This is a genomic window from Lysobacter sp. M2-1 (assembly GCF_022662495.1).
Taxonomy (GTDB): Bacteria; Pseudomonadota; Gammaproteobacteria; order Xanthomonadales; family Xanthomonadaceae; genus JAKPBU01.
Map to the genome: position 1 here is coordinate 1808503 of NZ_JAKPBU010000001.1, position 26515 is coordinate 1835017.

The following is a 26515-nucleotide window of genomic DNA, read 5'->3' on the forward strand; positions in this document are numbered from 1 at the left end:
TCGTGGTTCCCCTTCGGACATGATCGTCCTCGAGGGCCAGCCGGCCCTGTCGCCGTTCCGCCGTGAACGGCTTGAAGCCCGCCTCCGGCAGATCCATCCCGCCCTGCGCATCGCCGAAACGCGGTTCACCTACTGGGTCGAACCCGAGCCGGGTGCGCAGATGGACCTCGACGCCCTCGCGCGGATCCTCCAGGCCGGCACGGCCGTGGAGGCCGCCGCCGGGGGTGCCGTCTCGCGCTTCGTCGTTCCCCGCCTGGGCACCATCTCGCCCTGGGCGAGCAAGGCCACCGAGCTGTTGCACGGGGCCGGCCTGCCGGTGCGGCGGGTGGAACGCGGGACGCGCGTCGACCTGCTCGGCTGGCCTGACGCTCCGGATGCGGCACTTTCAGGGGCGCTGGCGCGCCTGCTGCACGATCCGATGACCCAGTCGCTGCTCGACAGCCGCGAGGCCGCGGCGGCGCTGTTCCAGACCCCGCGACGCGGTGCGCTGGAAGTCATCCCGCTGGCAACGCTCGAACAGGCCAATGTCCGACTGGGCCTGGCGCTGGCCGACGACGAGATCGAATACCTGCGCGCGCGCTATACCGAGCTCGGGCGCGACCCGCACGACGTCGAGCTGATGATGTTCGCGCAGGCCAATTCCGAGCACTGCCGGCACAAGATCTTCAACGCCAGTTGGACCATCGACGGCCGCGACATGCTCCACAGCGGCGGGTCGCAATCGCTGTTCCGGATGATCAAGCACACCCACGCGCGCACCCCGCAGCACACGCTCTCGGCGTACAGCGACAACGCGGCGGTGGTGGAAGGCCTGCCCGCACGCCGCTTTCGCTCGGATCCGGCGACATTGCGCTATCGCGCCGAAGGCGAGACGCCTTCGGCGTTCTGCATCAAGGTCGAGACCCACAACCACCCGACCGCGATCGCGCCGTTTCCGGGCGCATCCACCGGTGCGGGCGGCGAGATCCGCGACGAGGGCGCGACCGGCCGCGGCGGCAAGCCCAAGGCCGGCCTGTGCGGATTCTCCGTCTCGCATCTGCGTATCCCCACACTTCCCCAGCCATGGGAAGGCGAGCGTGTGTTGAATCCGCGCATGGCGCCTGCGCTGGAGATCATGCTCGACGGCCCGATCGGTGCGGCCGCGTTCAACAACGAGTTCGGGCGCCCCAACCTCAACGGTTACTTCCGGAGTTTCGAACTCGCCGAGGGCGACGGACTGGCCCGCGCCTACGACAAGCCGATTATGCTGGCCGGTGGCCTGGGCGCGGTGGATCGCATCCAGGTGGACAAGCGCAAGCTGGCGCCGGGCGACGCGGTGATCGTGCTCGGCGGCCCGGCGATGCTGATCGGGCTGGGCGGCGGCGCCGCCAGCTCGGTGGCATCCGGCGACAGCGCCGAAGACCTGGACTTCGCCAGCGTGCAGCGCGACAACCCGGAAATGGAGCGGCGTTGCCAGGAAGTGATCGACTGCTGCGTGGCCCTGGGGCTGGACAACCCGATCATGAGCGTGCACGACGTCGGCGCCGGTGGATTGTCGAACGCGATTCCCGAACTGCTGCACGATTCCGGCGTCGGCGGCGTAATCGACCTGGACCGCGTGCCCAGCGACGATCCTTCGCTGTCGCCGATGCAATTGTGGTGCAACGAGTCGCAGGAGCGCTACGTGCTGGGTGTCCCGCAGGGGCGGCTGGCGGAGTTCGAAGCGATCTGCATGCGCGAACGCTGTCCGTTCGCGGTCGTCGGCACGGCAACGGCGGAAGAGCGGCTGGTGGTCGGCTATGGCGCGGTTCCCCATTCCCAGGCGGGGGAGGGCGTGCGTTATGCGATCGACCTGCCAATGGACGTGCTGTTCGGCAAGCCGCCGAAGATGCACCGCGACACCCAGCGCCTGCCGGCGCATCGCTGGCCCGACATCGACACGGCCGCGCTGTCGCTGCACGAAGCCGGGCTCAGGGTGCTCGCGCATCCCACCGTTGCGGCGAAATCCTTCCTGGTCACCATCGGCGATCGCAGCGTGGGCGGACTGACCGCGCGCGACCAGATGGTGGGTCCGTGGCAGATGCCGGCGGCCGATTGCGCGATCACGCTCAGCGGATTCGACGGCTATGCGGGCGAGGCCATGGCCATCGGCGAGCGCACGCCGCTGGCGCTGATCGACTCCGCGGCCGCCGCGCGCATGGCTGTGGGCGAGGCCATCACCAACCTGTGCGCCGCGCCGCTCGGTGCGCTGGACACGATCAAGCTTTCGGCCAACTGGATGGCCGCCGCATCGCACCCGGGCGAGGATGCCCGGCTCTTCGACGCCGTGAAGGCCGTGGGCATGGAGCTGTGTCCCGAGCTCGAGCTCAGCATCCCGGTGGGCAAGGACTCGCTGTCGATGCAGGCGCAGTGGCAGGCCGACGGGGTCGCGCAGAAAAGCGTGTCTCCTGTTTCGCTGATCGTCTCCGCGTTCGCACCCGTCGCCGACACGCGCGCCCAGCTCACGCCATTGCTTGCGCGCGAGGAAGACAGCGAGCTGTGGCTGATCGGCCTGGGCGCAGGGCGCCGACGCATGGGCGGATCGATCCTGACCCAGTGCTACGGCGGCTTCGGGGTGCAGCGGCCGCCGCACGACGTGTCCGACGTGCCCGACCTGGACGATCCGCAGCGGCTGCGGGCCTTCTTCGAGCTGATCCGCGATGCCCGCGAAGCCGGCATCCTGCGCGCCTACCACGACCGTTCCGACGGCGGCGCCTTCGCCGCGCTGTGCGAGATGGCGTTCACCTCGCGCGTGGGCCTGGACATCGGCCTGGAAGGCTGGGGCGACGACGGCGGCGAGGATGCATTCCGCGCGCTGTTCAACGAAGAACTCGGTGCGATCGTGCAGATCGCGGCCGAGGATCGTGCCGAATTTGCCGACCTGGTCTCGCGCCATGGCCTGGTGGAATGCGCGCAGCGCATCGCGCGCCCGACCACCGCGCCGGCGATCCGCGTGCTCAACGAGGGCGAGCCGATCGTCGAATGGCGCTGGGAAGAGCTGTTCGACGCCTGGTGGTCGGTAACCCATGCGATGCAGCGGCTGCGCGACAATCCGGACAGCGCGGATGCCGAGCGCGCAGCCGCGCGGCGCTTCGATGCGCCGGGGCTGAAGCCGAAGCTGACGTTCGACCCGGCCGCGGACATCGCCGCGCCGTTCATCGCCCGCGGCGTGCGCCCCAAGGTCGCGATCCTGCGCGAGCAGGGCGTCAACGGGCAGATCGAGATGGCCTCGGCCTTCGACCGCTCAGGCTTCGATGCCTTCGACGTGCACATGAGCGATCTGATTGGCGGACGCGTGCAGCTCAAGGATTTCGTCGGCTTCGCCGCCTGCGGCGGCTTCAGCTATGGCGACGTGCTCGGCGCGGGTCGCGGCTGGGCGACCTCGATCCTGGAACGTAACGCCCTGCGCGACGCCTTCGCCGAATTCTTCGCCCGCGGCGAGAGTTTCGCGCTGGGCGTGTGCAACGGCTGCCAGATGCTGTCGCAGCTGAAGGACATCATTCCAGGCGCGGACCACTTTCCGGATTTCCTGCGCAATGCCAGCGAACAGTTCGAGGCGCGCTTCGGCATGCTGGAAGTCGTGGATTCCCCGTCGCTGTTCTTCCAGGGCATGGCCGGCTCGCGGATTCCGGTCGCGATCGCGCACGGTGAGGGCCGTGCGGTGTTCGCGTCGCCGGCCGATGCCGCCGCCGCCCGCGTCGCGCTGCGCTACGTACAGGGCGATGGCACGCCGGCGGTTTCGTATCCGGCCAACCCCAATGGTTCCACCGATGCCATTGCGGGGCTTGCCAGCGAAGACGGCCGCGTCAGCATCCTCATGCCGCATCCCGAGCGCACCCCGCGCAGCGCCAACCTGAGCTGGCATCCGGCGGACTGGCCCGAGGATTCGCCCTGGATGCGGATGTTCCGCAACGCGCGGGCGTTCGTGGGCTGAATCCGGGCCGTGCAATGCGGTGATCGGCCTTGATGGGGCCGGTCCGCCGGCCCCTTTTTCATGCTGACGTCAACGCACCGGCGACACCTCGATCGTCACTGCGAACGGCTCCGCCCCGGCGACGGCGATGCGGCTGCGGCCTGGCCGCACCGCGCGCAGTTCCCAGCCGCGACCGCTTCCGGCCTGGACGTTGTCGATCCCGATCACCTCGATTGCGTTGCCATCCACTGTTGGCTCGGGTGCAAGCGCATCGCGCGTGCGCAGTTCGCGGGTTTCGCCGACCCGCATCACGAGCACACGGCCGTCGTCGGCGCGCGTGACGAAACGGCCGGCAGGCAGCGGGCGCGAGGCGGCGGTGGCGCGTCCGGGCGCGGACGGCGTGGGCATCGTCGTTTCCTCACTGTCCGGATTGGTCCCGGCGGCCCGAGGGCCGCCGGGTGGAGAGGTTGGCGCGCAGGCGGCCAGCGACAGCATCCAGGCCGTCGCCGCCGCCATCGTGCCGCTACTCGTCACGCAGCACGATCCTTTCGACGATGTCCTTCTGCGCCTTGACCTGCGCATTGGTCGAGGCCGGATTGTTGGCCACCATCTCCGCCGTCAGGATCGCCGCTGCCCAGGTGGTGTCGGCCAAGCCGTCGCCATCGGTGTCGACCGGCGTGTCGAACGTCACCGCGCCGTTGGCGAAGTTCAGCCATGCCGCCAGCAGCTGTTCTCGCAACACGGTCAGGATCGGTGCCTTCGCTGGCGCATGCAGGATCTGCGCCGCATCGGCGCGCGTCAGCGGCGTGTCGAACACGGCGCTGAAGAACGTGACGATGTCCAGGTAGCACTGCAGTTGCGCGTCGCTGAAGTCGTTCGGCGGCTTCGGCCGGTACTGGTTCAACCACCAGCCGCTGCCCATCGACAGGTCGGCGTTGCCGGTCACCACCACGGCCGCTTCGTCGCTGGCCGATCCGCCATCGTCGTCGGCGACGCCCAGGCCGATCTGGTACAAGCAGGCGTCCGCATACAGGTGCGACTGCGCCAGGCTGACGTCCCTCGGCTGCACGCTCGGGCTCTTGGCCGGATCGTTCGCCGGCGGGTTGACCAGGGAGACCTGCACGTCGTCCGGCGTACCGTCGTCCCAGGACCAGGTGAACGTCAGGTCGTCGCTGCCCGGGTCGGTCGCCGTGCCCGGTACTTCCAGCGATTCGCCGAGCTCAAGCACGAAGGCCTGCTTGCCGTTGTAGTCCTGCATGGCGCCGGTCTGGATCGCCACGGTCGGATCGACATTGTTCACCTGCGCCTGCGCGGTGTAGCAGACGTCCTGCGCATTGGGTGCGCCGCCGACAAGGTCCTGTCCGCAGACCCGCACGTCGTAGGTGCCGTTGTCGCCGTACTGCTTCTGCACTTCGAAGCTGAACACCGCATCGGGCCGGTTGTTCTCCAGCGAACCGGTCAGCGCCGCGGCGCCGGCGCCATCGTCGAAATCGATGGTCGCGGTCAGCGGCTCCAGCCAGCCCGGGTCGGTGATCGTCCCGGAGATGGTGACGGTGCCGTGCTCGTCGATCGGTGAGATTGCGTCGATCGAGACCGTGGGCAGCACGTTGTCCACGGTGACCGTGGTGGTGGCGGTGTCGGTCAGGCCGAACTCGTCCGTGACCTGCACGCCGACGGTGAACATGCCGTCCTGCCCGACGGTGCTGAAGTCCGCGGTGACGCCGGTGGCGTCGTCGTACTGGCCATCGTTGTCCAGGTCCCAGGCGTAGCTGAAGCTGCCGCTGGCGCTGGCATGCGAACCGGCCGTGGTGCCGGCCGCCGACAGCTGCACGTCGCTGCCTTCGTCGGTGGTGTACGGTCCGCCGGCGCTGGCCACCGGACTGCACACCGCCGGCGCGGTGAAGTCCTCGGTCGGCACCGCATGCAGGCCATTGGACACCGCGTCCTCGCCCATGCCGCGCTGCGCGAAGCTGGCCCACAGCGCGCAGAAGCTGGCGCTGCCGTTGTTGACCATGTCCGCGGCGAGGATGCCGTTGCGCGCGTCCAGGAATGTCGGCGTCGGGCCGTTGACGGTGCTGCGCATGCCATCGAGCACCAGCTGCGTGGTGGCGTTCAGGCCCAGCCGGGTGCGGATCAGATACATCGCCGCCGCCCAGATCTCGCCGTTGCGGTGCGGCGAGTTCACTCCGGTGCTGTAGTCGCCGTAGGTGTCGGGGTGGGTGTCGTAGGCGGAACTACGGATGCCGCGATCGGCGTTGCCGGTGACGTACTCGCCCACCGTGGTGTCGCCCCAGCGCAGCAGCGACAGCGTGTCGCTCCAGCCCTCGCCGAGCGAGCCGGCCTGGTTGGTGCCGCCACTGAGCGTGCCCGCCACCAGACGGTTGGAAACACCGTGGCCGTACTCGTGGGCGATCACGTCGCCGTCGAAGCTGCCGTCGCGGTATGGACGATTCGGCCGGATCCACAGGTACATCTGCATGCGCGCGGTGCTGCCGTCGGCGTTGGTGCCGAAGTTGGCGTTGTTGGCGCAGCGGATCGCCACCGGTGGATTGACGTCGTCGTCGACGCAGCCGAAGTCGATGCCATCGTGCGCCTCGGCCAGCACCGGATCGCCGTCGGCGCCGCCCAGGCCGAAGTTGTCGACCTGGAAGTTGCCCGAGGCCTCGTCGAAGCCGAAGCCGTACAGCCAGTCGTGCATGTCGTTGGTGTAGTGGAACAACTGGGTGATGGTCGCGTCGCGGTCGGCGGCGATCGCGGCGTCCCAGGTCGCCTGCGGGATGTCCTCGAAGTCGGTGCCGTCGGGCAGGCCGCGCCAGGCGTCGGTGAAGCCGAAGTCGAAGGTCTCGTCGTCGGGCGAGATCGGCTGGTAGTTCACGCTGTCGTTGTCGGCACGGTCCTGATAGGCGTTGACGTTGTTGCCCGAGGTCGTGGTCGCGCCGGGCACGATGGTCAGCCAGCCCGCGAAGCTGGACAGCTCGCGCGTGGGATCGGCGTCCGGATGCTGGCCGGTGAAGACCCGGCCCTCCTGCGCATGATCGTAGTTGCTCTGGCGCGACAGCGTGGCGCCGCTCTCGGCGTCGATCAGGGTCTCGTGCCAGGACTGGCCGCTGAGCTCGACGTCGGTCCGCCAGGCCAGGCGCAGGCTGCGGTCGCGCTCGATGAACCACACCAGTTCGGCGCCCAGCGGCGTCGGCTTGCGCAGTCCCTTGGCGGCGGTATTTTCGAAGCGATGCGTACCCTTGGCGAGCGTACGCGCGGCCGACGGTAGCGACAGGCGCGCGCCGCCGAGTGCGGCCGCGCGCTGCAGCGCGTCGGCCGCGGTCAGCCGCGGTTGACCACTGGTGCGCAGGCTGCCGGTGCGACCGCCGATGATCGCCAAGCGGCCTTCGGCATCGATGGTCGCGTTGATCAACGCGTTGTGCACGCGCAAGCCTTCGATCCGTTGCCCGATGCGCAGGTAATGCGCGCCACTTGCAGGCGAGGTGTAGTGCCTCTCCACCACCAGGGTGCGCACGTCGTTGGGCGCCAAAGCAAAGGCTGCGGCGTTGCGCCGGATGTAGTCGAATGCGATTGCCTCGGGCGTGCGGCCCGACGGCTTGGTCAGGAACCGCCCCTCGCGGTTGAAGATCGAGTGCCACTGCTGCTGCACGAAGCCGGCCGTCGCCGCGGCAAGCGGCCGCTTGTTCAGGGCGCCCGGTCCGATGCCGGCGGTCAACGCCGTGCCGGTAAGCAGCAGGCCGGAGGCCATCAATACGGCGCCGGCGGCGCCGAGTCCGGCACGCTTGCGTGCATCCGGATTCGTGACCCCTTTGCGGGGCGCGTGGTTGCGGGTTATCACCAGAACATCTCCCTTGTCGATTCGTCGTGCTCCCCTGCACACCAGCGAAACGAACGCGTCAGCATGGTGCGGCCACGCGGTCTGATCGGTAATCGCGAAGCGCAACCGGAATCACGTTTCGAAAACCGCAACATGGCGGCGCCGTCCTGCCCCCGCTGCGGTTTGCGTTTGGCTGGCGAATGCGCCGGGGCGACCTGTTAAAGTCAGCGTTCCGCAGCGGAGGTGGCGCGTGAACGCAGTCGTCGTGCCCAGCACCGGCATGCCAGCCGAAATCGATTCCAGCGCCGACGCGCGCATCGTGGCCGCCCTGCTCGAAAAAGGCCGGCTCAAGGACGCGGACCTGCAGCGCGCGCGTCGCCTGCAGGAGGAAACCGGCGGCAGCCTGCTGAGCCTGCTCGGGCGCCTGGGACTGGTGTCCGAGCGCGACCATGCCGAAACCAGTGCCGCGGTGCTGGAACTGCCGCTGGTCAGCGCCAAGGACGCACCCGACCTGCCGCCCGAAGGTGTGGCGCTGTCGGTCAAGTTCCTGAAGCAGTTCCACCTGTGTCCGATCGAATGGACCGAGCACGAGGTCGGCGTGCTGATGGCCGATCCGCACGATGCCTATGCCCTGGACGCCGTGCAGCTGGCGGCGCAGCGCACACCCAAGGTCGCGGTGGCGCTGCGCAGCGAGATCGACGACCTGATCGAACGCTGGTACGGCCAGGGCCGCAGCGCCATGGGCGCGATCGTGGAAACCGCCGACGGCGAGGGCGGCGGCGACCTGGACGACGTCGAGCATCTGCGCGACCTGGCCTCGGAAGCTCCGGTCATCCGCCTGGTCAACCTGGTCATCCAGCGGGCGGTGGAACTGCGCGCCTCGGACATCCACATCGAGCCGTTCGAGAACCGGCTGAAGGTGCGCTTCCGCATCGACGGCGTGCTGGAGGAGGGCGAGAGCCCGCCGGTCAACCTCACCGCCGCAGTGATCAGCCGCATCAAGATCATGGCCAAGCTCAATATCGCCGAGCGCCGTCTGCCGCAGGACGGCCGGATCATGCTGCGGGTGCAGGGCAAGGAGCTCGACCTGCGCGTGAGCACGGTGCCGACCGCGCACGGCGAATCGGTGGTGATGCGCCTGCTCGATCGCGAGACCGTGGTGTTCGACTTCCACAGGCTCGGCTTCACCGACGAGTTTTTGCCGCAGTTCCAGCACGTGCTGGCGCAGCCGCACGGCATCCTGCTGGTGACCGGGCCGACCGGTTCGGGCAAGACCACCACGCTGTACACCGCTCTGAGCAAGCTCAACACGCCCAGCGTCAAGATCATCACGGTCGAGGATCCGGTCGAATACCAGATCGAGGGCATCAACCAGATCCAGGCCAAGCCGCAGATCGGCCTGGATTTCGCCAATGCGCTGCGCAGCATCGTGCGCCAGGACCCGGACATCATCATGATCGGCGAGATGCGCGACCTGGAAACCGCGCGCATCGCGATCCAGTCCGCGCTGACCGGACATCTCGTGCTAAGCACCCTGCACACCAACAACGCCGCCGGCGGCATCACCCGCATGCTCGACATGGGCGTGGAGGACTACCTGCTCACCTCCACGGTCAACGGCATCCTGGCGCAGCGCCTGGTGCGGCGGCTCGAGCAGACGCACGCGCAGCGTTACGCCGCTTCGCCCGAGGAAATCGAAAAGTTCGAATTGCGCCGGTTCCAGCCGCAGGGCGAGATATACCTCTACCGCCCCGGGTCGTCGCCGCTGTCGCCGACCGGCTACCTGGGGCGCACCACCATCGTCGAATTCCTGGTGATGGACGACGAACTGCGGCGTGCGGTGATGCGCCACGCGGGCATGGGCGAACTCGAACAGCTGGCGCGCAAGGCCGGCATGCGCACCATGTACGAGGATGGCATCGTCAAGGCGCTGCGCGGCGAAACCACGATCGAGGAAGTGCTGCGGGTCACTGAGGACGCCTGATCGATGCCCCTCTACCGCTACAAGGCGCTGAACTCACGCGGCGAGATGCTCGACGGCCAGATGGAGGCCGGCAGCGACGGCGAGGTGGTGCTACGCCTGCAGGAACAGGGCCATTTGCCGGTCGAAGCCAGGCTGGCGAGCGAGGGGGGCGGTGAGTCGGCATGGCGTGCGCTGTTCAAGCCCAAGCCGTTCGCGGGCCAGCGCCTGGTGCAATTCACCCAGCAGCTGGCGACCCTGCTCGGTGCAGGACAACCGCTGGATCGCGCGCTGACCATCCTGCTCGAGTTGCCGGAAGACGAGATCGCCCGTCGCACCATCACCGACATCCGCGACGCGGTGCGCGGCGGCGCAGCGTTGTCGACCGCGCTGGAGCGGCAGCACGGCACCTTCAGCAAGCTCTACATCAACATGGTGCGCGCCGGCGAGGCCGGGGGCAGCCTGCACGAGACCCTGGCGCGCCTGGCCGATTACCTCGAGCGCAGCCGCGCCATGCGCGGGCGGGTGATCAATGCGCTGATCTACCCGGTGATCCTGCTGGCGATGGTGGGCCTGTCGCTGCTGTTCCTGCTGGGTTTCGTGGTGCCGCAGTTCGCCGCCATGTACGACAGCTTGGACGCGGAACTGCCGCTGTTCTCGAAGATCGTGGTGAACCTGGGCCTGTTCGTGCGCGACTGGTGGATCCTGCTGGTGGTGCTGCCGGCGCTGGCGCTGTGGTGGTTCGACCGCAAGCGGCGCGATCCCGCCTTCCGCGCGCGCCTGGACGCATGGCTGCTGCGACAGAAGTTCGCCGGCCCGCTGGTGGCCAAGATCGAAACCGCGCGCCTGGCCCGCACCCTGGGCACCCTGCTGCGCAACGGGGTGCCGCTGCTGACCGCGCTGGGCATCGGCCGCAACGTGCTGGGCAACCGGGTGCTCGCCGACGCGGTCGAGGCGGCCGGGGACGAGGTCAAGAACGGTATCGGCCTGTCCACCGCCCTGGGCAGGAGCAAGGTGTTCCCGCGCCTGGCGCTGCAGATGATCCAGGTCGGCGAGGAATCCGGCGCGCTCGACAGCATGCTGCTCAAGACGGCGGACACCTTCGACACCGAAACCGGCTTGGCCCTGGACCGGATGCTGGCGGCGCTGGTGCCGGTGGTGACGCTGTTGCTGGCGATGATCGTCGGCGTCGTCATCCTGGCGGTGCTGACCCCGATCTACGATCTGACCAATGTCATCGGATGAGGAAGCCGGGTCGCCGATGCCTGAAGGAACTCATGTCGCCGCCATCGATCACAATAAGCAGCAGATGACCACAAAACCCAGAAGGATTTGTCCATGCGTCGCACCCGTTCCCTGAATCGAGAATCCAGGCCCGAGCCGCTGAAAAGCAACGACCGTCGCCGATTCACTCCTGTCGGCCGTGGCGCCGGCACAATTCGCGTCGCAGCGGGACGTTATTCGCAGGGCGGCTTCAGCCTGATCGAGATCATCCTGGTGGTGGTGCTGATCGGCGGCATCGTGGCCTTCGCCGCGACCCGCATCCTCGGCGGCGGCGATCGTGCCAAGGTCAACCTGGCCAGGGCCCAGGTGCAGACGCTGAGCGAGAAGGTGCAGCAGTTCGAAATGGATACCGGTGGGCTGCCCAACTCGCTCGAGGAACTGGTGTCCTCGTCCGGCGCCGGCTGGCTGGGACCGTATGCGAAGGAATCCGAACTCAAGGATCCCTGGGGCACCGCGCTGGAATACCGCATGCCCGGCGAAGGTCGCCCGTTCGATATCGTCAGCCTGGGCGCCGACCGCAGGGCCGGCGGCGAGAGCGTGGCGGCCGACATCCGTCTCGAATAAGGGCGGCCGCCACATGTACAGCGCAGCCTTCATCTGGGAACCGGGAACCTACGACGCCGAATTCCATCGGCTCAACGCGCTGATCGAGGAAGTCGCCCGTTCGCTGCCGGGATTCCTCGGCGTCGAGTCGTGGCAGGCGCCGGATGCGACCCGGCGTAATGCCACCTATTACTGGGATGATCTCGAGACCCTGAAAGCGTTCTCGACCCATCCCGTGCACCAGGAAGCCAAGCGCCAGTACGCGCGCTGGTACGCGGGCTACCACATCGTGGTGTCGCAGGTGATCCGCTCGTACGGCGATGCCGCATTCGCGCACATCACGCCGAACCAGCGTCGCGCGGCCTGAAGCCGCGTCCGGACGCCACGGGATGCGCCAGGTTTCCCGCTTCGCGCAGCGCGGCCCACGTGGGTTTTCGCTGCTGGAGATGCTGCTGGTGGTGGCGCTGATTGCCGCCGTCGGCGTGCTGACCGCGACCGCGCTGACCGGGGGCATGGACGGCATCCGCCTGCGCGCCGCCGCGAAGCAGGTGGCCGCGCAGCTGCGTTTCACCCGCGCGCAGGCGATCGCGACCGGTCGTCCGCAGCGTTTCATCATCGACCCGCGCGCACATGCCTGGACCGCGCCGAAACAGCGCAGCGGACGCATCCACGAAAGCCTGGGCATCGTCTTTACCGGTGCGCGCGAAACACAGCCGGCGCGGGGCGTCGGTGCGATCGTGTTCTTCGCCGACGGCGCCTCCACCGGCGGCCGTGTCCAGCTCAACGCGAAGCGCGCGGCCTGGAACGTGGACGTCAAATGGCTCACCGGCGAGGTGACCGTGCGCCGTGGCGAGGTGGGGCGGTGAGGGCGCAGCGCGGCTACACCCTGATCGAGGTGATCGTCGCCTTCGGCGTGCTTGCCCTCGGCCTGACCCTGCTGCTGGGGACCCTGTCCGGTGCGACCCGGCAGGTGCGCAATGCGGACGATGCCGGTCGTGCAGCCCTGCACGCCCAATCGCTGCTGGACCAGGTCGGCGTAGGCGAGGTGCTGCAGCCGGGCCGGCGCGACGGCGAGTTCGAGCAGGGCCGCTATCGCTGGGTGCTCGATGTGCAACCGTATCGCGATCCAACTGCACCAGCGGCCGCACCCGTCGAGCTCGCCGCGCCGCAGCTCATGCAGCTGGCACTGACGGTGCAATGGGGCGAGGGCGCCCGCGAGCGCCTGCAGGTGCAGTCGCTAAGGCTGGTGGCACCGGATGCCGCCGCGGGCGTGGCGCTGCCATGAGGGCTTGCCAGACCGCTTCCAGCAGGCAGGGCGGCTTCAGCCTGATCGAAGTGCTGCTGGCCACGGTGCTGTTGGCGGCAGGCCTCGCGCTGGCGTTTGCCAGCCTGCGTGCGGCGACCGGCACGACCCAGCGCGGCGAGAGCCTGGCCCAGCGCAGCGAACGCATGCGCGCGGTCGAGGGGTTCCTGCGCCGGCGCATCGCCGGCGCGCGCCCGATCCTGTTCGGCACCAACCTCGACAGCGGGCTGCAGGAGCGTTTCATCGGCGATGAGGCGCACATGCGCTTTGTCGCGGACACCCCCGACTATCTGGGCCGCGGCGGCCCGCACCTGCACGAACTGGCGGTCGAGGACCAGGGCGAAGGCGTGCGGTTGACCGTCGCGCTGACCATGGTCCAGGCCGGGACGCTGGTGCCCGAACGCCCGCCGCGACCCCCGGAGGCGTTGGTGGAAGACATGGACGAAATCCGCTTCCGCTATCGCGCCATGACTGCCGACAACCGGCTCGGTGAATGGCAGGACACCTGGGAAGACGTCGAACGCATGCCGCTGCAGGTGCAGGTGCTGCTGCGCGACCGCGACGGGCGCGATTGGCCGGCCCTAATCGTGAGCCTGCCGCTGGCGAGCAGTTACACCGCGATGGCGGGGATGGGGCAGTGAGCCGATCGTATCCGCAGGCAACGCGCGGTGCGAAGCGGGGCGGCATGCTCCCGGATCGCCGCGGCCGGCAGACGGGCGCCGCACTGTTGCTCGTGCTCTGGCTGATCGCGCTGCTGGCCGCGTTGATCGGGGGCTTCGCCATGTCGGCGCGCATCGAACATCTGCAGGGGCAGGTGCTCAGTCGCGGCGTGGTGGCCGAAGAGGCCGCCCGTGCGGGCGTCGAATACGCACTGGTGCGCGTCGTGGACGAAGATCCGCGACGCCGCTGGCAGCCGGATGGACGCAGTTACCGCTGGCGTTTCGGCGGGGCCCAAGTGCAGGTGCGGATCATCGACGAACAGGGCAAGATCGACCTCAACACCGCGCAACCGGCCTTGCTGGCCGGCCTGTTCCGGGTACTGGGTCTCGAACCACCGGAGGCCGAGCGCCTGGCCGGCGCGATCGTGGACTGGCGCGACCCGGATACGTTGTCGCAGCCCGCCGGAGGCGGCGAGGATGCCGATTACGAAGCCGCTGGCCTGCCTTACGGTGCCAAGGACGCGCCGTTCGACACGCAGGCCGAGCTGCTCCAGGTCCTGGGCGTGAGTCCGCAGGTCTACGCGCGCGCGGCACCGCATCTGACCGTGTTCAGCGGCCGCGATTCGCCCGAACCCGCGTTTGCTTCTGCGGTGGTGCTGGCGGCGATGGGGCTGGATGGCGAGACCATCGTGCAGCAGCGCGAACGCTGGGATCCTGCCTCGGGGCAGCCGCCCCCGCTGCTCGGCGGCGGCGTCTCGCTCGTGGGGACAAATAGCGGCACGTATAGTATCTGGAGCCGTGCAAGGCTCCGCGATGGTCGCGAGTCGTTGCTGCGCGTGGTGGTGCGCTCCGGCGGCACAGGCCTGCCGGGCATGGCGTATCTGCCGCTGCAATGGGAGGAAGGCACATCGCTGCGATGACCACGCCCCAGGCAGGCGCGACTGCGCGACGCACGCTGCGCGACCGACTGCGCATGCGCGGCGCCGTGGCCGCTTCCGGCGGCTTGCGCGGATTCGTGGCCTGGTGGGGACGCGCGCTCATGGCGTGGCTGCCGCGTCGCTGGCGCCTGGCGTTGGGCATGGATCGCGGGCGGCTGCTGTTGCAGCCCGGCGGCGGTGGCGTGCAGCTGCGTTTGGAGGATGGAGAAGGCCTTCGCGATCTTGCCCGTCTGCCGGATCTCGAGCCGGAGGTCTCGGCCACCGACACGCTGTTGCGGTTGCTCGCCCCGGCAAGCCAGGACCTGCCGCGCTGGCTGCTGCTGCCCGCGTCGGTCGCGCTGCGCCGGCGCATGCTGCTGCCCGCTGCGGCGAGCGAGCGCCTGCGCGACGTGGTCGGGTTCGAGATCGAGCGGCAGACGCCCTTTGCTGCGGATGCCGTCGCATTCGACGCACGCCTGGTCGCGCGCCGCGATGGCGATGCGCAGATCGACGCCGAGCTGATCGCCGTGCCGCGCACCGCTTTGCAGGCGGCCGAAGCCGCGCTGGGCGATCTGGCCGGCAACCTCGCCGGAATCGACGTGCTCGGCGCCGACGGCGCGACCCTGGGGATCAACCTGCTGGATCCCGCCCAGCGCCGGCAGCAGGCCGACCCGCTGCGGCCCTGGAACCTGGTCCTGGCGACGGTGGTCGTGGTCGCCACCGCGGCGATGCTGTGGCAGACCCTGTACAACCGGCGCGCTGCTGCGGACGCGTTCGAGCAGGTCGCCAGCGAACGTGCCGGCGCGGCGCGCGGCGTCGCCCTGGAACGTCAGCAGTTGCTGGACATCGTCGACGGCCAGGCCTTCCTCGATCGCACCCGGGCCGGGCGTCCGACCGCGGTCGAGGTGCTCGAAGACCTGAGCAAGCGCCTGCCCGACAGCACCTACCTCGAAAAACTCGCGATCGAAGGCGGGCGCATCACCCTGATCGGGCGCAGCAACGAAGCCTCGGCCCTGCTGGGCCGGCTCGAAGGCTCCAGGCTATGGCGCGCCCCTGCACTTGCGGGCGCACTGCAACCCGACCCCCGCACGGGGCGCGACATCTTCACCCTGACCGCCGACCTGGCGACCGCGCCGCAGGAGCCCCGACGTGCATCCGGTCAGTAATCGCGACCGTTGGCTGGCGCTCGGCCTGCTCGGCGGCGCGCTTGCCCTGGCCTACCTGGTGCTGGTGCATCCCTGGTGGACGGTGCCCATGCTGGCCGAAGGCCAGCGCATCGCCGCGCTCCAGCAGCGCGAGTTGCGCGCGCGCATGCAGCTGGGACAGGCCCTGCAGGTGCGCCAGGCGCTGGCGCGAGCCCGCGCGCAGCAAGCGCGTACCCCCGGCTTCCTGCCCGAGAGCAGCGCCGAACTGGCGACCGCCGGCCTGATCAAGCGCCTGGAAACCGTGGTCGGCCAGGCGAGCCCCGGCAACCGCGCCTGCGCGATCACCAACCGCTCGCCACTGAGCGAACCCAGTGCCGATCGCTATGCCCGCGTCGCCGTGCAGGTGCGCCTGCGTTGTGGCGTACCGGAAACCGGCGCGGTGCTGCACGCGCTGGAAAGCGGCACTCCGCGCCTGTTCGTGGACAACCTCAACATCCTCGCCCAGCGTTACTTCGCCATGGCCGACCAGGTATCGCAGAGCGGAGGGCTCGACGTCAGCTTCGACCTCTACGGCTACCTGCGTCCGCGCCCGGGCCAGCCGACGTCTCCGTCACGGTCAGGGGGCGACGGTGCGCGCTGAGGACATCGCACCGCGTACCTGGCTGCTTGGCGCATTGGCGGCCTGGGCGCTGTTGGCCTGGATCCTGTCTCTCGCCGGCCTGGGCGGACGGGTCGCACCGCTGGCCGAGGATCCTTCGCTGGTGCAGCGGCTGCCGCAGCTGCAACCGTCTGCGCCCGAGCGCCTGGGGCCGTACACGCAGTACGGAGAACTCGCGTCGCGGCCGCTGTTCTCCGAAGACCGGCGTCCCAAGCCATTCTCGCTGCGCGGCGAAGGCGAGGGCGAACAGACCAATGCGTTCGACTACGTATTGACCAGCGTGCTGCTGACTCCCGGCCTGAAGCTGGCCATCCTGCAGCCCGCGGGCGATGCCCAGGGCGGGGCGCCGATCCGGGTCAAGCTGGGCGAATCGGCGGAGCAGGCCGCCGCCTGGCGCCTAGTCTCGCTCGAGCCGCGACAGGCGGTGTTCGAGGGACCGGACGGCCAGCGCACCATCGAACTGCGCGCCTACGACGGCACCGGCGGCGAACCGGCCACGCCCGCCAGCCAGCCGGTCGCCCGCAGCGGCGCCCCTGCGATCCGTCCGGTCGTGCGCAGCAATGCCGATGCCGCGAGCGCCGATGCAGCCGCGAATGCCGCGGCGGCGGCGGCCGCCGTCGCGCCACCTGCGTCCGCCAAGCCGCCCGAGGCGGTGACCGACGCCACCTCGAGTGCGGCCGAACCTGCCGTCGCCACCCCCGATGCCCAGATCGAGGCGATCCGCAAACGCATCCAGGCCCGGCGCGAACAGCTCCGGCGCGAGGCGCAACAGCCGCCGCCGCCGCCCAACACCGACTAGAGTGGCAACGATGAGCCTTTCCCAGATCCGTCCGATGCTCGTGGCGCTGCTCGCCACCCTGCTGGCCGCATGCGCCAGCAATCCCGCGCCGACCATGCGTCGGGACGCCGCCCTCGGGGTCGCGCCGCCTCCGGGTACATCGTCCGCAGACGAGGACGCGGTGAGCCGGCAGCCGCTGGAGTCTCCGGACGTCGACCCGCGCCCGGTCATCCGCCGTGGCACCGGGCAGACCATCAATCGCGAGGCGGCCAGCGCGCCGCCGCCCAACCTGGGCGGGAGCACCGGGCAGGCCACGTTCAACTTCGAGGGCGAATCGCTGCATGCGGTGGTCAAGGCGATCCTGGGCGACATGCTCGGCCAGAACTACCTGATCGCGCCGGGCGTGCAGGGCACCGTCACCTATGGCACGCCCAAGCCGGTGAGCGCGGCCGAGGCGATGAGCGTGCTGGAGATGATCCTGGGCTGGAATAACGCGCGCATGGTCTATAGCGACGGGCGCTACAGCATCGTTCCGGCCGACGCACCGCTGGCCGGCAGCGTCGCGCCGCGGATCGGTCCGGCGTCGAACGCGCGCGGCTTCGAATCGCGCGTGGTGCCGCTGCGCTACATCTCGGCGGCCGAGATGAAGAAGGTGCTCGAGCCCTACGCGCGGCCGAACGCGATCGTCAACGCCGATCCGGGCCGCAACGTGATCACCCTGGCCGGCACCCGGGCCGAGCTGGAGAATTACCTGCGCACGATCGCGATCTTCGACGTCGACTGGATGAGCAGCATGTCCGTCGGCGTGTTTCCGCTGCAGTCGGGCAAGGCCAGCAAGGTCGTGGCGGACCTGGAGAAGGTGTTCGGCGAACAGGGCAAGTCGCCCGTCGCCGGCATGTTCCGCTTCATGCCGCTGGAAGGCGCCAACGCCGTGCTGGTGATCACGCCGCAGCCGGATTACCTCGACGACATCCAGCAATGGCTGGAGCGCATCGATGGTGCCGGCGACGCAGTGCGCCTGTATTCGTATGAACTCAAGTACATCACCGCCAAGGATCTGGCGGAACGCCTGGCCGAGGTCTACGGAGCGGCCCGCCGCGGAGGGGATTCCGGCGATGGCAACGTCTCGTTGATGCCGGGACTGGAATCCACGTCCATCGAAGACGGTGGCATCGACGGCAAGAACGGCAGCAGCGCGACCATCGGCGACACCGGCAACGACGGCTACAGCGGTGATACCGGCTCCGGGCCGGGCGGCACCGGTGGCCAATCGATGACACTGGGCCGTCGCGAAGGCGGGGACACTGCGGTCAGCTTCGAGGTGGACGGCAGCCAGGTCGGCGTGTCGGCCGTGGACGAAACCAATTCCATCCTGGTGCGCAGCAGCCCCCAGGCCTGGCGCTCGATCAAGGAAGTGATCGAGAAGCTCGACGTGATGCCGATGCAGGTCCATATCGAAGCCCAGGTGGCCGAGGTCACGCTGACCGGCGACCTGAGCTACGGCGTGAACTGGTTCTTCGAACGCGCCGTCACCGACGCCGGCCTGCCCAGCGCGGTGGGTCGCACGACCTGGAGCGGGCTTGCGGGCAACGTATCGGGGACGCCGCTCGGCGGCACCGCCGCCGGCATGGCATGGACGTTCCTGGGCCGCAACGCCGCAGCCATCATCAGTGCGCTCGATGAGGTCTCGGACGTGCGCATGTTGCAGTCGCCGTCGCTGATGGTGCGCAACAACGAGGAGGCCACGCTCAACGATGGCACGCGGATCCCGATCGCTTCGGTCACGGTCAACCCGATCGTCGGCGACAACACCTACAGCCAGGTGCAGTACCTGGACACGGGCACGATCCTCAAGATCAGGCCACGCCTGACCAAGGATGGCACGGTGTTTCTGGACATCGTGTCGGAAGTGAGCGCGCCGCAGGGCGAACCGGACCAGAACGGCAACGTCCGGATTTCCAGCCGCAAGGTCAAGACGAATGCGATCCTGCAGAGCGGGGATACCACGCTCATCGCCGGACTCATCCAGGATGGGACGGTACGCGGATCAACCGGATTCCCCGGCCTGAGCCGGATACCGGTCCTCGGCGGCCTGTTCGGCCGTCAGTCCAGCAACAAGTCGCGCACCGAGGTAATCGTCCTGATCACCCCGACCATCGTGCGCGATCCGCGCGAAGCCCGCGACCTGACCGACGAATACACCCGCCGCTTCCGCGCCATGGAGCCATTGCGCAGCACGCCTTCGGGGAACTGAGTGCAGGTGGTGGGCCACGCACTCCCGATCGTGCTGTTGCCGGTCGGTGTCGACGACGACGCGCTCGACGCGTGCCTGGCGGCACTCGACGCCGGCACGCCGGCCGCCGCGCGCGTGTGGCTTGCGGACGATGCGCAGGCCGGGCCGCGCGCACTGGCGATCATCGAACGCTGGCTGCAGTGCACCCCGCTGCGTGCGGACTACACGCGACGGCAACGCGCGCTCGGCGAGGTCGCGCATCTCGACCAGATGCTGCAGGCCTGCGGCGACAGTGATGTGATCGTGCTCGCGCCGGACGCCATGCCCACTCCTGGCTGGGCCGTGCAGCTGCAGGCCTGCCTCGCGCGCGATCCTTCGATCGCCACCGCGACGGCCTGGTGCAATGCCGGCGAGACCGCGGCCTGGCCCCGGGTCGGAGAGATCAATCCGATCCCAGACGACCCGGCGCGCCTGGCCCAAGCCTGCGTCATGATGCCGCCCCTGCATCCCGAACTGCCCGCCGCGGTGGATCACGCCTTCGCGCTGCGCGGCAGCGCCCGCCAGCGCGCCGGCGGCCTGGACGCGGCCAGTTACGGCTCGAGCTACGCGGCGCTGATCGATCTCTCGCTGCGGCTGTCCGGACTGGGCTGGCGCAATGTCCTGTGCGAAACCGCCTTCGTCGCCCGCGGCGGCGAGGGCGGTCCGGCCGAGGGCGATATGGAAGCGCTGGCTGCACGCTGGCCCGAGTGGCACGCGCGGCTGGCGCACTTCCTGATGGACGATCCGCTGCACGCCAGGCGCGGACAACTTGCGGCATGTTTGCTGCAGGTCGGCGCGCCGCAGCAGCAGGCGGAGCTGTTCAATTGAACGCGCCAGACGGCATCGCCGCGGTCGTGGTGACCTACCAGAGCAACGAAACCATCGACAGCTGCCTGCGCCGGCTGCGCGATGCCGACGGCGTGGTGCAGATCCGCGTGGTCGACAACGGATCGGCCGACGAAACGCTCGCGATCGTGCAGCGCCATGCGGCCGCCGACCCACGCCTGCACTTCATCGCCAATCCCGACAATCCGGGGTTCGGCGTGGCCTGCAACCAGGGTGCGGCGGATTGCGATGCGCCCTGGCTGGCGTTCGTGAATCCGGACTGCTTCGTCGCCGAGGACAGCCTGGAGCGACTGCAGGCGCACGCCGTCGCGATTGGCGGCGAGGCGTTACTGGGCGCGGACCTGGTGGACGAGACCGGCGAACGCGACGCCGCCGCGCGTCGCCACGATCCCGACTTCGGGCATATGCTGCGCGCGGTTTCGACCTCGCAGCTGGACGCGCCCTACGACCGCACCCGGACGCTGCAGCGCGTCGATGCCACTTCGGGCGCGCTGATGTTCATGTCGCGTGCGCTGTTCACCCGGATCGGCGGCTTCGACGAATGCTACCGCCTGCATGCCGAGGACCTGGACCTGTGCCGGCGCGCGCGCGACGCCGGTGCGGTGGTGGCGGTGGCCAACGATGTGCGCGTCGTGCATCTGCGCGGCGTATCCAGCCGCAGCAGGCCCTGGTTCGTGGAATGGCACAAGCACCGCGGCCTGATGCGCTACTTCGATCGTTACGAGGCGCCGCGCCGCGGCCCGCTCACACGCTGGGCCGTGCGGGCGCTGATCTGGTTGCGGTTTCCGTTCGCGGTGTTACGCGCGCACCTGCGCGCCTAGCGGGGGCCCGCGGCGACGGGAAAAGTGGGCCACTTCCCACCAGGCCGTCCGCATCAGAAACGGCGCAAGCGCGCGCCACAGCGCTGCTTCCCGCGCTCTATCACTTGCGGTAATGGTTGATCTCGTCGCGCAGCGCGCGCGCGGCTTCGGCCGCCGCTTCGGCGTAATCGGCACCTGAAGAGGCGTACAGGATCCCGCGCGATGAGTTGATCATGAGCCCCATGCCGTCCGCAGTCCGGCCGTTGCGCACCGTGGCCTCGACATCGCCGCCCTGCGCGCCGATCCCGGGGATCAGCAGCGGCATGTCGCCGACGATGCCGCGGATCGTCTTCAGCTCCTCAGGAAAAGTGGCACCGACCACCAGCGCGCAGTTGCCGTCGGCATTCCACTCGCCGGCGATGGTGCGGGCGATGCGCTGGTAAAGCGGTTCGCCGTCCACCAGCAGTTCCTGAAAATCGCGCGCACCGGGATTGGAGGTGTGGCACAGGAACACGCAGCCGCGGTCGTTGCGGGCCAGGAACGGCTGCGCAGAATCGCGACCCATGTAGGGGTTCAGGGTCACGGCGTCCGCGCCATAACGGTCGAAAGCTTCCACTGCGTACTGCTCGGCCGTACTGCCGATGTCGCCGCGCTTGGCGTCCAGGATCACTGGAATGTCCGCATGGACGGCGTTGATATGGGCGATGAGCCGTTGCAGCGCCAGCTCGCCATCGTTGTGCGCGGCGAAATAGGCGATCTGGGGTTTGAATGCGCAGGCGTACCCGGCGGTCGCATCAACGATGTCGCGGCAGAACCCGAACAGCGCCTCGCCGTTATCCATATGCTCGTCGCTGGCGAAGGCGTCCGGAAACCTGGCCGGATCTGGGTCCAGACCCACGCACAGCAGCGAGTCGGCGGTCTTCCAGCGTGCGCGCAATCGTTCGACGAAGCCCATGCCATCCTCCTATGCCTGTATACGAAGACGCCCACGTTGCCGTGGGCGTCCCGCTGTCACTTCAACGCCTTGAACCGCAACCGGTGCGGCTGTGCCCCGGCCTCGCCCAGGCGCCGCTTCTTGTCTTCCTCGTACTCGCGGTAGTTGCCCTGGAAGAACTCCACGTGCGAGTCGCCCTCGAAGGCGAGGATGTGCGTGGCGATGCGGTCCAGGAACCAGCGGTCGTGCGAGATGACGAAGGTGTTGCCGGGGAACTCCAGCAGCGCATCTTCCAGCGCGCGCAGGGTCTCGATGTCCAGGTCGTTGGACGGCTCGTCGAGGAGCAGCACGTTGCCGCCCTGCAGCAGGGTCTTGGCCATGTGCAGGCGGCCGCGTTCGCCGCCCGAGAGCGTTCCGACCAGTTTCTGCTGGTCCTGGCCCTTGAAGTTGAAACGGCCGATGTAGGCGCGCGACTGGATCTCGACGCCATTGATGTTGAGGATGTCCAGTCCGCCGGAGACTTCCTGGAACACGTTGTGGTTGCCGGTCAGCGCGTCGCGGCTCTGGTCGACGTAGGCCAGCTTGACCGTCGGCCCGATTTCGATGCTGCCGCTGTCGGGTTTTTCCTGGCCGGTGATCATGCGAAACAGCGTGGATTTGCCGGCGCCGTTGGGACCGATGATGCCGACGATCGCGCCAGGGGGCACGCTGAAGCTCAGGTCGTCGATCAGCAGCCGGTCGCCGAAGCGTTTGGACACATTCTTGAATTCGATGACCTTCTGGCCCAGGCGCTCGCCCGGCGGAATGAAGATCTCGTTGGTCTCGTTGCGGCGCTGGTAGTCGACCGACTGCAGCTCCTCGATCCGGGCCAGGCGCGCCTTGCCCTTGGAACGGCCGCCCTTGGCATTCTGCCGGGCCCACTCCAGCTCCTTCTGGATCGCCTTCTGGCGCGCCTTTTCCTGGCTGTCTTCCTGCTTGAGGCGCGCGTCCTTCTGCACCAGCCACTCGGTGTAGTTGCCCTTCCACGGAATGCCGCGACCGCGGTCCAGCTCCAGGATCCATTCGGCGGCGTTATCGAGGAAGTAGCGATCGTGGGTGACCGCGACCACGGTGCCGGTGTAGCGGGCCAGGAACTGCTCCAGCCATTCCACCGATTCGGCGTCCAGATGGTTGGTCGGTTCGTCCAGCAGCAGCATGTCCGGCTTCTGCAGCAGCAGCCGGCACAGCGCCACGCGGCGCTTCTCACCGCCCGAGAGCTTGCCGATCACGGCATCCCATGGCGGCAGGCGCAGCGCATCGGCCGCGACTTCCAGCTGGTTTTCCAGCGTATGCGCATCGCCCGCGGCCAGGATCGCCTCCAGCCGCTGCTGCTCGGCGGCGAGCTTGTCGAAATCGGCATCGGGTTCGCCGTAAGCGGCGTAGACCTTGTCCAGCTCGGCCTGGGCGCTGAGGATCTCGCCCACGCCTTCTTCCACCGCTTCGCGCACGGTCTTGTTCGGGTCGAGCTCGGGTTCCTGCGCCAGGTAGCCGACCTTGATGCCCGGCTGCGGGCGCGCCTCGCCGCTGAAGTCCTGGTCGACGCCGGCCATGATCTTCAGCACCGTGGACTTGCCCGCGCCGTTCAGGCCGAGCAGGCCGATCTTGGCCCCGGGGAAGAACGACAGCGAGATGTCCTTGATGATCTGGCGCTTGGGCGGGACCGTTTTGGACACGCCGTTCATGGTGTAGATGTACTGCATCGGGGCTCCGGGCACGCCGCGGCTCCGGAGCGGGCCGGGCGTCGTGATGTCACAGGGATGCGGGAATTATAGCGGTGCGGCCCGGCCTGCTGCGCGCTGAATGCCGCCGCCAACGATGTGGCGGATGCGGGATGCATTCAGCCCAGGCGCCGGATAGTTCGGGCCATGCAAGCGCGAGGCGCGGGCACTCACCGGAGGACGCCATGAAGCAGGTTCTGAAACTCGCCCCCCTGATGCTGGCGCTGGCCGCCGTTGCCATTCCGGCGGCCGCCAAGGACAAGTGGCGGGGCCACGACAAGCACGACCGTTACGGCTATTACGACGGCCGTTATGACCGGCGTGACGACCGCGACGACGACCGGCGCTGGGATCGGGACGATCGTCGCGCTTATTACGCAGGCTATCGGGATGGGCGGCGCGACGATCGGCGCTGGGATGACCGTCGCTGGGATGATCGCGACCGTCGCTACCATCCGGTCAGCGGTAATTGGGACAACGGCCGCCGCGGGCCGCCGCCGTGGGCGCGTGGTCGCGATTACCGAAGCTACGGCTATCGCCAGGTGTACTACGTGCCGGTGAACGACTACGGCCGCTATCGCCTGTACCGGCCGGACTATGGTTATCGCTGGGTCCGCGACGACCGCAACAACTTCCTGCTGGTCGCCGCGACCAGCGGCATCATCAGCCAGATCCTGTCGCCGGGCTATTAAATTCCAACCGGAAGTTCCTGGAAGGCGCGCCTGAGGTGCGCCTTCTTTCTTTCGGCCGCGCCGGGGCGGAATTGAGTCGGTGGAAGTCCGGCTACAGGCTTCTGGGGCAGGGGTTCCTGACCTTGCCTGTGTCCAGCGCCGTTGCTGCGGCGCGGTGGATCGTGGATCGCGGCGTGGCGAGCTAGAATCCACGTCTCCCCAAGCTTCCCGGAGCACCGATGTTCCCCCGCGACGCCCGCATCGAAGGTTACGACCCCGAACTGGCCGCGGCGATCGCGTCCGAAAACGACCGCCAGGAACATCACGTCGAACTGATCGCCTCGGAAAACTACTGCAGCCCGCGGGTCATGGAGGCGCAGGGTAGCCAGCTCACCAACAAGTACGCCGAGGGCTATCCGGGCAAGCGGTATTACGGCGGCTGCGAGTTCGTTGATGTGGCCGAGCGACTGGCCATCGACCGGGCCAAGCAGTTGTTCGGGGCCGACTACGCGAACGTGCAGCCGCATTCGGGGTCGCAGGCCAATCAGGCGGTGTACCTGGCCCTGCTCAGTCCAGGCGACCGGATCCTGGGCATGTCGCTCGCCCACGGCGGCCACCTCACCCACGGCGCCAAGGTCAACATCAGCGGCAAGCTGTTCGACGCTGTGCAGTATGGCGTGAACGACGAGGGCCTGATCGATTACGACGAGGTCGAACGCCTCGCGCTGGAACACCGCCCGAAGATGGTGGTGGCCGGCTTCAGTGCCTATTCGCAGGTGGTGGACTGGGCCCGCTTCCGTGCGATCGCCGACAAGGTCGGTGCGTACCTGTTCGTGGACATGGCCCACGTCGCCGGGTTGATCGCCGCCGGCGTATACCCCAATCCGGTGCCGCACGCGCACGTTGTGAGCTCCACCACGCACAAAACCCTGCGCGGGCCGCGCGGCGGCATCATCGTGGCCAGCCGCGCCGGCATGGGCGAGGGCGCCGAGGAGATCGAGAAGAAGCTGCAGTCGATCGTGTTCCCGGGGATCCAGGGCGGCCCACTGATGCATGTGATCGCGGCCAAGGCGGTCGCGTTCAAGGAAGCGCTGGAGCCCGAGTTCAAAGCCTACCAGCAGCAGGTAGTGAAGAACGCGCAGGCGATGGCGAAGACCATCAGCGCGCGCGGCTACAAGATCGTCTCCGGCGGCACCGAGAACCACCTGATGCTGGTCGACATGATCGGCAAGGACATCACCGGCAAGGCTGCCGAGGAAGCACTCGGCAGGGCGCACATCACGGTCAACAAGAACGCAGTGCCCAACGATCCGCAGAACCCCTTCGTCACCTCCGGGCTGCGCATCGGTACGCCCGCAGTCACCACGCGCGGTTACCAGGAAGCAGACTGCGTGGCGCTGGCCGAGTGGATCTGCGACGTGCTGGATAATCCGAAGGACGAAAAGGTGATCGCTGGCGTGCGCGAGAATGTCACCGGGCAGTGCAAGCAGTTTCCGGTTTACGGCTGAGGGCGTCCGACGGTGCCGCAGGTCATCGCACTGGTGGGAGACCGTAACGATGCAGTGACCGCGCATCGCGCGATTCCACGCGCCCTGGATCTCGCCGCGCAGGCCTGCGGCGTCGAGTTGGAAGCGCGGTGGCTGCCGACCGACGGCATTCGCGACGACCGCGACCTGGCCGGCTATGACGGCTTCTGGTGCGTGCCCGCGAGTCCGTATCGCAGCGCGGCGGGCGCACTGCGCGCCATCGGCCATGCGCGCGCACGGCATCGCCCGTTCCTCGGCACCTGCGGAGGCTTCCAGCACGCCGTCGTGGAGTACGCGCGCTCCGTGCTGGGCTGGGCCGACGCCGATCACGCCGAAACCTCGCCCGACGCATCACGCGCGGTGATCGTGCCGCTGGCCTGTTCGCTGGTCGAGGTGGCCGAGCCGGTCATTTTTTCTCCCGGCACGCGCATCGCCGCCGCCTATGGCGTCGAGCGAATCGAGGAGGGCTATCACTGCCGCTACGGACTGGGTCCCGTGTTTCGCGAAGTTGCATTCGCCGATGGCGCGCTGCGAATCGGCGCGGTCGATAGCCAGGACGACATCCGTGCGATCGAGATGCGCGACCATCCGTTTTTCGTGGCGACCCTGTTCCAGCCCGAGCGCGCCGCATTGCGCGGCGAAGTGCCGCCGCTGGTTTGCGCCTTCGTGCGCGCGGTGGCCGATGGCGCCACGGCCGGACGCGAAGCGGCGTAA

Annotated in this window: 22 protein-coding genes; 18 read left to right on the forward strand and 4 right to left on the reverse strand. The window is 68.6% G+C overall.

Translation table 11 applies throughout. From position 1 onward, the window contains the following. Positions 1–19 precede the first annotated feature (19 nt). The gene (gene purL, locus MC375_RS07915; protein ID WP_242102737.1) at positions 20–3952 is read left to right on the forward strand and encodes a phosphoribosylformylglycinamidine synthase; all 3933 of its coding nucleotides are present in this window, start codon (positions 20–22) and stop codon (positions 3950–3952) included. A gap of 69 nt (positions 3953–4021) precedes the next feature. Here purL and MC375_RS07920 read toward each other — a convergent pair whose 3' ends face one another. Together MC375_RS07920 and MC375_RS07925 are read right to left on the reverse strand one after the other, a co-directional pair. After that, a complete protein-coding gene (locus MC375_RS07920; RefSeq protein WP_242102738.1) occupies positions 4022–4339 on the reverse strand; it encodes a hypothetical protein in 318 nt (105 codons plus the stop codon). A 115-nt stretch (positions 4340–4454) separates the two neighbouring features. Next, positions 4455–7769, reverse strand: a complete 3315-nt coding sequence (locus MC375_RS07925; RefSeq protein WP_242102739.1) for a M36 family metallopeptidase — start codon at positions 7767–7769, stop codon at positions 4455–4457. 259 nt (positions 7770–8028) lie between these two features. Between MC375_RS07925 and gspE the strand changes: the two genes are divergently transcribed. The 14 genes from gspE to MC375_RS07995 all read left to right on the forward strand — a co-directional run bounded on the left by gspE (position 8029) and on the right by MC375_RS07995 (position 20934). Beyond that, positions 8029–9732 (forward strand): type II secretion system ATPase GspE, encoded by a 1704-nt coding sequence (gene gspE, locus MC375_RS07930; RefSeq protein WP_242102984.1) that lies wholly within the window; start codon positions 8029–8031, stop codon positions 9730–9732. A gap of 3 nt (positions 9733–9735) precedes the next feature. Further along, positions 9736–10953, forward strand: a complete 1218-nt coding sequence (locus MC375_RS07935; RefSeq protein WP_242102740.1) for a type II secretion system F family protein — start codon at positions 9736–9738, stop codon at positions 10951–10953. A gap of 93 nt (positions 10954–11046) precedes the next feature. After that, positions 11047–11556, forward strand: coding sequence for a type II secretion system protein GspG (locus tag MC375_RS07940; RefSeq protein ID WP_343223591.1), 510 nt, complete (start codon positions 11047–11049; stop codon positions 11554–11556). 13 nt (positions 11557–11569) lie between these two features. Beyond that, a complete protein-coding gene (locus tag MC375_RS07945; RefSeq protein WP_242102741.1) occupies positions 11570–11902 on the forward strand; it encodes an antibiotic biosynthesis monooxygenase in 333 nt (110 codons plus the stop codon). Between the two features lie 22 nt (positions 11903–11924). Further along, positions 11925–12401: a GspH/FimT family pseudopilin gene (locus MC375_RS07950; RefSeq protein ID WP_242102742.1), complete on the forward strand. Its 477-nt coding sequence runs from the start codon at positions 11925–11927 to the stop codon at positions 12399–12401. Continuing rightward, entirely contained in the window at positions 12398–12820 is a 423-nt protein-coding gene (locus tag MC375_RS07955; RefSeq protein WP_242102743.1) for a prepilin-type N-terminal cleavage/methylation domain-containing protein, read from the forward strand. Before MC375_RS07950 ends, MC375_RS07955 begins: the two co-directional genes overlap by 4 nt. Next, complete coding sequence (locus MC375_RS07960; protein WP_242102744.1) at positions 12817–13479, forward strand: prepilin-type N-terminal cleavage/methylation domain-containing protein; 663 nt, start codon at positions 12817–12819, stop codon at positions 13477–13479. The genes MC375_RS07955 and MC375_RS07960 overlap by 4 nt, the downstream gene beginning before the upstream one ends. A gap of 44 nt (positions 13480–13523) precedes the next feature. Next, the gene (locus MC375_RS07965) at positions 13524–14417 is read left to right on the forward strand and encodes a general secretion pathway protein GspK (RefSeq protein ID WP_242102745.1); all 894 of its coding nucleotides are present in this window, start codon (positions 13524–13526) and stop codon (positions 14415–14417) included. Next, positions 14414–15580 carry a PilN domain-containing protein gene (locus tag MC375_RS07970; protein ID WP_242102746.1) on the forward strand — a complete coding sequence of 389 codons (1167 nt, stop codon included), beginning with the start codon at positions 14414–14416 and terminating at the stop codon, positions 15578–15580. Before MC375_RS07965 ends, MC375_RS07970 begins: the two co-directional genes overlap by 4 nt. Continuing rightward, a complete protein-coding gene (gene gspM, locus MC375_RS07975; RefSeq protein WP_242102747.1) occupies positions 15564–16199 on the forward strand; it encodes a type II secretion system protein GspM in 636 nt (211 codons plus the stop codon). The genes MC375_RS07970 and gspM overlap by 17 nt, the downstream gene beginning before the upstream one ends. Next, positions 16189–17016 (forward strand): general secretion pathway protein GspN, encoded by an 828-nt coding sequence (locus MC375_RS07980; protein ID WP_242102748.1) that lies wholly within the window; start codon positions 16189–16191, stop codon positions 17014–17016. The genes gspM and MC375_RS07980 overlap by 11 nt, the downstream gene beginning before the upstream one ends. A 10-nt stretch (positions 17017–17026) precedes the next feature. Further along, the gene (gene gspD / locus MC375_RS07985) at positions 17027–19249 is read left to right on the forward strand and encodes a type II secretion system secretin GspD (RefSeq protein ID WP_242102749.1); all 2223 of its coding nucleotides are present in this window, start codon (positions 17027–17029) and stop codon (positions 19247–19249) included. Between the two features lie 9 nt (positions 19250–19258). Further along, on the forward strand, positions 19259–20095 hold the full coding sequence (locus tag MC375_RS07990; RefSeq protein WP_242102750.1) for a glycosyltransferase: 837 nt from the start codon (positions 19259–19261) through the stop codon (positions 20093–20095). Further along, positions 20092–20934, forward strand: coding sequence for a glycosyltransferase family 2 protein (locus MC375_RS07995; protein WP_242102751.1), 843 nt, complete (start codon positions 20092–20094; stop codon positions 20932–20934). Before MC375_RS07990 ends, MC375_RS07995 begins: the two co-directional genes overlap by 4 nt. A gap of 100 nt (positions 20935–21034) precedes the next feature. Here MC375_RS07995 and pyrF read toward each other — a convergent pair whose 3' ends face one another. Then, positions 21035–21868, reverse strand: a complete 834-nt coding sequence (pyrF, locus tag MC375_RS08000; protein WP_242102752.1) for an orotidine-5'-phosphate decarboxylase — start codon at positions 21866–21868, stop codon at positions 21035–21037. Between the two features lie 56 nt (positions 21869–21924). After that, positions 21925–23586, reverse strand: coding sequence for an energy-dependent translational throttle protein EttA (ettA, locus tag MC375_RS08005; RefSeq protein WP_242102986.1), 1662 nt, complete (start codon positions 23584–23586; stop codon positions 21925–21927). Between the two features lie 203 nt (positions 23587–23789). Here ettA and MC375_RS08010 point away from each other — a divergent pair, with 203 nt between their 5' ends. From MC375_RS08010 to MC375_RS08020, 3 genes are all read left to right on the forward strand, one after another. Then, positions 23790–24296, forward strand: coding sequence for an RcnB family protein (locus tag MC375_RS08010; protein ID WP_242102753.1), 507 nt, complete (start codon positions 23790–23792; stop codon positions 24294–24296). A 218-nt stretch (positions 24297–24514) separates the two neighbouring features. Continuing rightward, entirely contained in the window at positions 24515–25783 is a 1269-nt protein-coding gene (gene glyA / locus MC375_RS08015; RefSeq protein ID WP_242102754.1) for a serine hydroxymethyltransferase, read from the forward strand. A gap of 12 nt (positions 25784–25795) precedes the next feature. Beyond that, on the forward strand, positions 25796–26515 hold the full coding sequence (locus MC375_RS08020) for a CTP synthase (protein WP_242102755.1): 720 nt from the start codon (positions 25796–25798) through the stop codon (positions 26513–26515).

Bases quoted from the DNA above. Each gene is read 5' to 3' on its own strand.
- MC375_RS07960 (WP_242102744.1), top strand. From the start codon at position 12,817: ATGAGGGCTTGCCAGACCGCTTCCAGCAGGCAGGGCGGCTTCAGCCTG.
- MC375_RS07920 (WP_242102738.1), bottom strand. From the start codon at position 4,339: ATGCCCACGCCGTCCGCGCCCGGACGCGCCACCGCCGCCTCGCGCCCG.
- gspD (WP_242102749.1), top strand. From the start codon at position 17,027: ATGAGCCTTTCCCAGATCCGTCCGATGCTCGTGGCGCTGCTCGCCACC.
- pyrF (WP_242102752.1), bottom strand. From the start codon at position 21,868: ATGGGCTTCGTCGAACGATTGCGCGCACGCTGGAAGACCGCCGACTCG.
- gspE (WP_242102984.1), top strand. From the start codon at position 8,029: ATGCCAGCCGAAATCGATTCCAGCGCCGACGCGCGCATCGTGGCCGCC.
- MC375_RS07940 (WP_343223591.1), top strand. From the start codon at position 11,047: ATGCGTCGCACCCGTTCCCTGAATCGAGAATCCAGGCCCGAGCCGCTG.
- MC375_RS07950 (WP_242102742.1), top strand. From the start codon at position 11,925: ATGCGCCAGGTTTCCCGCTTCGCGCAGCGCGGCCCACGTGGGTTTTCG.
- MC375_RS07945 (WP_242102741.1), top strand. From the start codon at position 11,570: ATGTACAGCGCAGCCTTCATCTGGGAACCGGGAACCTACGACGCCGAA.
- MC375_RS07935 (WP_242102740.1), top strand. From the start codon at position 9,736: ATGCCCCTCTACCGCTACAAGGCGCTGAACTCACGCGGCGAGATGCTC.
- glyA (WP_242102754.1), top strand. From the start codon at position 24,515: ATGTTCCCCCGCGACGCCCGCATCGAAGGTTACGACCCCGAACTGGCC.
- ettA (WP_242102986.1), bottom strand. From the start codon at position 23,586: ATGCAGTACATCTACACCATGAACGGCGTGTCCAAAACGGTCCCGCCC.
- MC375_RS07965 (WP_242102745.1), top strand. From the start codon at position 13,524: ATGCTCCCGGATCGCCGCGGCCGGCAGACGGGCGCCGCACTGTTGCTC.
- MC375_RS08010 (WP_242102753.1), top strand. From the start codon at position 23,790: ATGAAGCAGGTTCTGAAACTCGCCCCCCTGATGCTGGCGCTGGCCGCC.
- MC375_RS07970 (WP_242102746.1), top strand. From the start codon at position 14,414: ATGACCACGCCCCAGGCAGGCGCGACTGCGCGACGCACGCTGCGCGAC.
- purL (WP_242102737.1), top strand. From the start codon at position 20: ATGATCGTCCTCGAGGGCCAGCCGGCCCTGTCGCCGTTCCGCCGTGAA.